General features: G+C 63.2%; 7 protein-coding genes. 6 read left to right on the top strand and 1 reads right to left on the bottom strand.

The window, feature by feature from the left end; translation table 11 throughout:
• On the top strand, nucleotides 1–1,987 hold a 1,987-nt coding region (locus ACXJKO_RS28630; RefSeq protein WP_457094431.1), incomplete at its 5' end, for a sodium-translocating pyrophosphatase.
• 84 nt (nucleotides 1,988–2,071) lie between these two features.
• Complete coding sequence (locus ACXJKO_RS28625; RefSeq protein ID WP_457094430.1) at nucleotides 2,072–2,848, top strand: SAM-dependent methyltransferase; 777 nt, start codon at nucleotides 2,072–2,074, stop codon at nucleotides 2,846–2,848.
• A 68-nt stretch (nucleotides 2,849–2,916) separates the two neighbouring features.
• Here the strand turns inward: ACXJKO_RS28625 and ACXJKO_RS28620 are convergent, their stop codons facing one another.
• Nucleotides 2,917–3,372, bottom strand: a complete 456-nt coding sequence (locus ACXJKO_RS28620; protein ID WP_457094429.1) for an outer membrane protein assembly factor BamE — start codon at nucleotides 3,370–3,372, stop codon at nucleotides 2,917–2,919.
• A 103-nt stretch (nucleotides 3,373–3,475) separates the two neighbouring features.
• On the opposite strand from ACXJKO_RS28620, the gene ACXJKO_RS28615 reads away from it, so the two are divergent.
• The 4 genes from ACXJKO_RS28615 to ACXJKO_RS28600 all read left to right on the top strand — a co-directional run bounded on the left by ACXJKO_RS28615 (nucleotide 3,476) and on the right by ACXJKO_RS28600 (nucleotide 6,702).
• On the top strand, nucleotides 3,476–4,021 hold the full coding sequence (locus tag ACXJKO_RS28615) for a ubiquinol-cytochrome C chaperone family protein (RefSeq protein WP_457094428.1): 546 nt from the start codon (nucleotides 3,476–3,478) through the stop codon (nucleotides 4,019–4,021).
• Complete coding sequence (locus tag ACXJKO_RS28610) at nucleotides 4,018–4,533, top strand: YceD family protein (protein ID WP_457094427.1); 516 nt, start codon at nucleotides 4,018–4,020, stop codon at nucleotides 4,531–4,533. Before ACXJKO_RS28615 ends, ACXJKO_RS28610 begins: the two co-directional genes overlap by 4 nt.
• Nucleotides 4,534–4,678: 145 nt before the next feature.
• Nucleotides 4,679–5,713, top strand: a complete 1,035-nt coding sequence (gene plsX / locus ACXJKO_RS28605; protein WP_457094426.1) for a phosphate acyltransferase PlsX — start codon at nucleotides 4,679–4,681, stop codon at nucleotides 5,711–5,713.
• Nucleotides 5,714–5,724: 11 nt separating this feature from the next.
• Nucleotides 5,725–6,702: a beta-ketoacyl-ACP synthase III gene (locus ACXJKO_RS28600; RefSeq protein WP_457094425.1), complete on the top strand. Its 978-nt coding sequence runs from the start codon at nucleotides 5,725–5,727 to the stop codon at nucleotides 6,700–6,702.
• The last annotated feature ends 23 nt before the right edge of the window (nucleotides 6,703–6,725 follow it).

Raw genomic sequence — 6,725 nt, 5'->3', positions numbered from 1 at the left:
GGCTTATCTCCGCCGACAATATACGACGATTGGAATCGTCGGCGTCGTTCTGTTCGTCATCATCGCCTACCTCCTCGGAATGCGCGTTGCATTCGGTTTCGCCATCGGCGCKATTCTCTCCGCCGCCGCGGGCTTCATCGGCATGAACGTCTCCGTCCGTGCCAATGTGCGCACGGCGCAGGCGGCAACCCAATCCCTCGGCGGCGGCCTCGATGTCGCCTTCAAGGCTGGCGCGGTCACGGGCATGCTGGTCGCCGGTCTCGCCCTTCTCGGCGTGTCCCTCTACTTCGGCTACCTCACCAAGATCGTCGGCTTGAACCCGGCCGACCGCGTGGTCATCGACAGCCTCGTGGCCCTCGGCTTCGGCGCCTCGCTGATCTCGATTTTCGCCCGTCTCGGTGGCGGCATCTTCACCAAAGGCGCCGACGTGGGCGGCGACCTCGTGGGCAAGGTGGAAGCCGGCATTCCCGAGGACGATCCGCGCAATCCCGCCACCATCGCCGACAAYGTGGGCGACAATGTCGGCGACTGCGCCGGCATGGCGGCCGACCTGTTCGAGACCTACGCGGTGACGGTGGTCGCCACGATGGTGCTCGGCGCGATCTTCTTCGGCGGGCAGCCGATCCTCGAATCGATGCTGCTCTATCCGCTCTCCATCGGTGCGGCCTGCATCGTCACCTCGATCATCGGCACCTTCTTCGTGAAGCTCGGTCAGAACGAGTCCATCATGGGCGCGCTCTACAAGGGCCTCATCGCGACGGGCGTTCTCTCGGCAGCAGCCATCGCCCTCGTCACGTGGCGGGTCATCGGCTTCGGGCCGATTGCCGGCACTGACTATACGGGGCTGGATCTCTTCTGGTGCTCGCTCGTYGGCCTTGCCGTCACGGCCTTCATCGTCGTGATCACCGAGTTCTACACGGGCGTCGGCTTCCGCCCGGTGCGCTCCATCGCGCAATCCTCGGTGACGGGCCATGGCACCAACGTGATCCAGGGCCTCGCGGTCTCGCTGGAATCGACGGCGCTGCCGACCATCGTGATCATCGCGGGCATCATCGTGGCCTACTCGTTCGCGGGCCTCTTCGGCATCGCCATCGCCGTGACTGCGATGCTGGCGCTCGCCGGCATGATCGTGGCGCTCGATGCCTTCGGTCCGGTGACGGACAACGCAGGCGGCATCGCCGAAATGGCGGGCCTGCCCAAGGAGGTACGCAAGTCCACCGACGCGCTCGACGCGGTGGGCAATACCACGAAGGCGGTGACGAAGGGCTACGCCATCGGCTCCGCCGGTCTCGGCGCACTCGTGCTGTTCGCGGCCTACACCTCGGACCTCGATTACTTCACCCGCAACGCGGCGCAGTATCCCTACTTCCAGGGCGTGAAGCCGGACTTCTCGCTGACCAATCCCTATGTGGTGGTCGGCCTGCTGTTCGGCGGTCTCATCCCCTTCCTGTTCAGCGGCATCGCCATGACGGCGGTGGGTCGTGCGGCAGGTGCGGTCGTGGAGGAAGTGCGCCGTCAATTCCGTGAGAAGCCGGGCATCATGGCCGGCACCGACCGTCCCGATTACGGGCGTGCGGTGGACATGCTCACCCGCGCAGCGATCAAGGAAATGATCATCCCGTCGCTCCTGCCGGTGCTGGCGCCGATCGTGACCTATTTCGTGATCTACTGGGTTGCAGGCAAGTCACAGGCCTTCTCGGCGGTGGGCGCGATGCTGCTCGGCGTGATCGTGACCGGCCTCTTCGTGGCAATCTCCATGACCTCCGGCGGCGGCGCCTGGGACAACGCGAAGAAGTCCTTCGAGGACGGCTTCACGGACTCCTCGGGCACCGTTCACCACAAGGGTTCGGAAGCGCACAAGGCCTCCGTGACCGGCGATACCGTCGGCGACCCCTACAAGGACACGGCGGGGCCCGCCGTGAACCCGGCAATCAAGATTACGAACATCATCGCTCTGATGCTGCTTGCAATCCTGGCGCATTCCTAACATCCTTCGGACAGTTACAACGTATCGGCCTCGCAGCTCACGCTGCGAGGCTTTCTTGTGTCTGCGCCAATGAGGAATGAAATCATGGCCCATACCGACCCTTTCGGACCGGAGGCGCTCGCCTCGATCTCAGTTCGTGAGCAGCGTACCGTCATCGGGCATGAAACCATCGACCTGATGTCGCCCATGTCCGCCGAGACTTTGGCGGAGGTCTTAAGCCAGATCCCCAAAGGCGGGCGCCTGCTGGATATAGGCTGCGGAAAGGCCGCCTTGGCTCGCGCGCTCCTGAAGAACGATCCGCAGGCATCGGTCGTCTGCGTCGAGAAGAACCCCGTTCTGGCGGCGCAGGGTGCAGTTCTCGCCCAGCGGGAAGGAACGAGCGGCCGCCTCGAGATGGTCATCGCCGACGGTCGGGAGTGGAAGGCGGCTGAGTGCTTCGATGCGATTGCGTTGCTCGGCGCGACCCATGCCATCGGATCGTTTCAGGAAGTTCTCGCCTATGCCAAGGCCAATCTGAAGCCGGGCGGCGTTGTTCTGCTGGGCGAGGGTGTCTGGGCCGACTGCCCCCATCCCGAATACCTCGATTTTCTCGGCGCGACTGAGGACGAAATGATGGGCGAGGCGGCTTTGGTTGAGGAAGTGGGGAAGGCCGGGTTCGATCTTCGCTATAGCCACCTGAGCAGCACTGCCGAATGGGATGCCTATGAGGGCCCTTATTTCGGGAACCTGAGAGCTTTCAGGGATGCTGAAGGTCAGCATCCTTTCGCGGAGGAGGCCAATGCTTTCGAGGCGATGCAGACCAAGCACGGGCGCAAATGCATGGGCTTCATGGTGATCGCTGCCGCATGGGCTGGTGCTTGATCGGAGCGCCTTAAACGAAAATGGCCGGGACATGAGCCCGGCCATCGTCATTGGAAATGCCTGAAACTTTAGGTGCCGAACGGGTTGAAGCTGTTCGTGCCGCGCAGAAGCTGACCGAGGAAGCTGCTCTCCTGGCCGCCCGAGGGGGTGGTGCGGCTGATGAAGTCGAACACCTTGCCGTCCTGAATGCCGTAGACCGCCACGCGCTCGACCCGCAGGCCGTTGTCGAAGTAGACGGCGGTCACGCGCTGGTCCACCACCTGCTCACCCAGGAACTGGAACGTGCGGCGGGAGCGCTGGCTGATGTAGTACCAGTTCTTGTTGCCGACGGTGGAGACGGTCGAGGGTGTGCCGAGGGCCGCCAGGACCTGATCCGCGCTCTGGCCCTTCTTGATCTGAGCTACGGCGTTCTCATCGAGCTGGTAGCCGCGCTGGAATTCTTCGCCCATCGTGCAGGCTGCAACGGACAAGCCAAGAAATGCCGCAGTAGCCAAGCGTGCCAAAAGAGGTTGATATCGACGCATCGTACGGTTCTTCCAGGAATGGGGCGCGGATAGGCTTGCGCCTGTGGACGGTGATGGCGTAACCCGAGGCTACGAATTTGACAAGCTTGGAAGGGAAAAGGCTGTGATCTTCAGTCTCTTCCGCAAGGATCCTCGGCGCGTCGCCATCGCGGCTCTCTATGCGAGAATCGCTACGGCCTCCCGCGCGCCGGGCCTGTATGCGGCACTTGATATCCCGGATACCCTGGAGGGGCGCTTCGAGTCTCTCTCTCTCCATATGGTCCTGTCCTTACGTGCCCTGCGCAACCTGCCCGCGCCGGCGGATGACGTGGCGAAGGACCTCACGGATGCCTTCTTCCAGGACATGGACGCGTCCTTACGGGAGATGGGCGTCGGCGATACGGTGGTGCCCAAGCGCATGAAGAAGGTCGCCGAGTCGTTCTTTGGCCGCGCTCTCACCTACGATCCGGCCTTGAACGGCGACGACGAGGCTGCTCTCGCAGAGGCCCTTGGCCGCAACGCCCTGGGCGGCGAGGCACCGGCCGTATCCCTTGCGCGTTATGCCTTTGCGGCGGATCGGGCGCTCAAGAGCACCGATCTGGATACGCTTCTGGAATCAGGACCTGCCTTTCCCGCGCCCGAGGCCTTCATGGAGGAGAATAGCCGATGACCCCTGAGAGTGTGGGCCCCCTGTCGCGGCTCGTCGACGTCATGAACATCCCGCCCCGGGGCCAGGAAAATCGCGTGGAGGCGAGCGCCGAGGAGCGCGCCGCGCTGGCGAAGGATTTCGGCCTGCCGGGTATTCGGGCGCTTTCCTGCGATTTCAAGCTCACCAGCACGGCCAAGGGCATCCATGTGACGGGCGTGGTGAAGGCCTCGATCACCCAGATCTGCGTCGTGACGCTGGAGCCCTTCGATTCCGATATCGAGGAGGAGGTGGAGGTCGATTTCGCCAAGTCATCCGGCATGCCGGCCGAGCCTCCGACAGACATCAACGACTACGAACCCCCGGACGAGATCATCAATGGTCAGGTCGATCTGGGTGCCCTGATGGCCGAATTCCTGGCGCTGGGCCTCGATCCGTATCCTCGCAAGCCGGGCGTGGATTTCGACTTTCGCGACCCCGCCGACGAGAAAGACTCTCCCTTTGCCGCCTTAAACAAGCTGAAGGGCGAAAAGTAGCGGTTTTCAAGGAGCTGGACGGTTTTCGCAGCCGTCCGGCCATCACGGAAGCCTCAAGGGCAGGGAGATAGAATTCGGTTGCGATGCTATTGCAAACCGGTATTTTCCGCCCCCTGTCCACGCCGCAAAGAAAGAAAAACACTTTATGTCGAAGCCAGTGCGAATTTCGCTTGATGCGATGGGGGGTGACCACGGCCCGTCGATCGTCATTCCGGGCGCGGCCCTGGCCCTGGAGCGTCATCCCGACATTCGTTTTCTGATGTTCGGCAACGAGGCCCTCATCGCGCCCCTCCTGAATGCCCATCCCAAGCTCAAGGAGGCGACTGAGCTTCGCCATACCGATATCTCCATCTCCATGGACGAAAAGCCGAGCCAGGCCATCCGCATGGGGCGCGGCAAGTCCTCCATGTGGCGGGCTGTTCAGGCGGTGAAGGACGGGGAGGCAGACGCCGCCGTTTCCGCCGGCAACACGGGCGCCCTGATGGCGACCGCCAAGATCTGCCTGAAGACCATGGCGCATATCGAGCGCCCGGCCATCGCCGCCATGTGGCCGACCATGCGGGGCGAGAGCATCGTTCTCGACGTTGGCGCAACCATCGGCACGGATGCCGGGCATTTGGTCGATATGGCGATCATGGGTGCCGCCATGGCGCGCATCGTCTTCGATCTCCAGCGCCCGACCGTGGGCCTGCTCAACGTGGGCACCGAGGAGATCAAGGGAATCGAGGCCGTGAAGGAAGCCGGCCGCCTTCTTAAGGAAATGAACGCTCCCCATCTCGATTATCGCGGCTTCGTGGAAGGCGACGATATCGGCAAGGGCACTGTGGACGTGGTGGTGACGGAAGGGTTCACGGGCAACATTGCCCTGAAGACCGCCGAGGGCACCGCCAAGCAGATTGGCCAATACCTGCGTTCGGCCATGAGCCGCACCCTGATGGCGAAGATCGGCTATCTGTTCGCGAAACAGGCTTTTAACGCCTTGAGGGACAAGATGGACCCGCGCAAGGTCAATGGCGGCGTCTTCCTGGGGCTGGAGGGCGTTGTTGTGAAGAGCCACGGCGGCACCGACGATCTCGGCTTCGCCAGCGCCATCGACGTGGCCTACGACATGGCGCATTTTGAATTGATGAACACAATCCGGAGCATGCTGGAGCATGATCCGGTCGGCCATACGGCCTGAGGAAGCGCATCTTGAAACGCACCCGTTCCATCGTCCGCGGCGTCGGCTCCTATCTGCCGAAGCTCTTGGTTACGAACCAAGACCTCGAAAAGCAGGTGGAGACCTCGCACGAATGGATCGTGCAGCGCACCGGCATCGAGCAGCGCCACATCGCGGACGACAGCGAAACCACCTCCGTGCTCGGCATCAGGGCCGCCGAGGCGGCGCTCGCCGATGCGGGCCTGAAGGCTGAAGATATCGACCTCATCGTCTGCGCCACCTCGACCCCGGACCACACCTWTCCGTCCACGGCCACGAWGATCCAGAACGGCCTCGGCATGACGCACGGCGCCGCCTTCGATCTCCAGGCCGTCTGCACGGGCTTCGTCTATGCGGTCGCCACCGCCGACAAGTTTCTCCAATCCGGCTCGCACAAGCGCGCGCTGGTGATCGGCGCCGAGACGTTCTCGCGAATCCTCGATTGGAACGACCGCACCACCTGCGTGCTGTTCGGCGACGGCGCTGGCGCCATCGTGCTCGAAGCCGGGGAAGGCGAGGGCACTTCGGCCGACCGGGGCGTGCTGAGCTCCCACCTGCGTTCCGACGGGCGTTATCGGGACAAGCTCTATGTGGACGGCGGCCCCGGCTCCACGAAGACGACGGGCGTTCTCAAGATGGAAGGCCGGGAGGTCTTCAAGTTCGCGGTCGGCATGGTTGCGGACGTGGTGCAGGATGCCTTCAACTCCACCGGCACCAGCGCCGAGGAGCTCAAGTGGTTCGTGCCACATCAGGCCAACAAACGCATTATCACCGCGAGCGCCGAGAAGCTCGGTATCGCGCCCGAGAAGGTGGTGATCACCGTCAACAAGCACGGCAACACCTCGGCGGCATCGATTCCCCTGGCGCTCGACACCGCGCGCAAGGACGGTCGCATCCAGAAAGGCGACCTCGTGATGATCGAGGCCATCGGCGGCGGATTTACCTGGGGCAGCGCGCTTATTCGCTGGTAGCCTTTGCGCTGCTTGAGGAGACG

It is taken from the genome of Microvirga sp. P5_D2, from assembly GCF_054049475.1.
The sequence above is the reverse complement of the archived record's forward strand: the minus strand, read 5'-3'. Positions and strand labels throughout refer to the sequence as shown.

Coding starts and splice junctions, on each gene's coding strand:
- ACXJKO_RS28625 (WP_457094430.1), top strand. CDS start 2,072: ATGGCCCATACCGACCCTTTCGGACCGGAGGCGCTCGCCTCGATCTCA.
- ACXJKO_RS28620 (WP_457094429.1), bottom strand. CDS start 3,372: ATGCGTCGATATCAACCTCTTTTGGCACGCTTGGCTACTGCGGCATTT.
- ACXJKO_RS28610 (WP_457094427.1), top strand. CDS start 4,018: ATGACCCCTGAGAGTGTGGGCCCCCTGTCGCGGCTCGTCGACGTCATG.
- plsX (WP_457094426.1), top strand. CDS start 4,679: ATGTCGAAGCCAGTGCGAATTTCGCTTGATGCGATGGGGGGTGACCAC.